Genomic DNA, 256 nt, shown 5'->3' on the forward strand with positions numbered 1-256 from the left:
GCGCCGGCATCGAGTTCGGCCGGATGATCGACATGATCAGGACGTAGGCCATGTAGATGCCAGTCAGCACCAGGCCGGCGCTGCCCATCGAGGCGCGCACGCTCGGGCACGGCGTGATCTCGCTGATCGTGGCCCTGCTGGCCGCGGTCGCGATCTCCTATGCGGCCTATCGCTACCTGGTGCCCGCCCATGGCGACAATGCCGACATACTGGGCGCCGCCGTCGGCGTCATCGTGATCTACGTCGTGGCGGTTGC

1 pseudogene is annotated in these 256 nt (G+C 67.2%); it reads left to right on the plus strand.

The window, feature by feature from the left end:
- Positions 1-56 precede the first annotated feature (56 nt).
- Positions 57-256 (plus strand): annotated as a pseudogene (locus tag EOD29_RS33180) (C4-dicarboxylate ABC transporter); the annotation flags it as partial.

The organism is Mesorhizobium sp. M1A.T.Ca.IN.004.03.1.1, assembly GCF_003997555.1.
Taxonomy (GTDB): domain Bacteria; phylum Pseudomonadota; class Alphaproteobacteria; order Rhizobiales; family Rhizobiaceae; genus Mesorhizobium.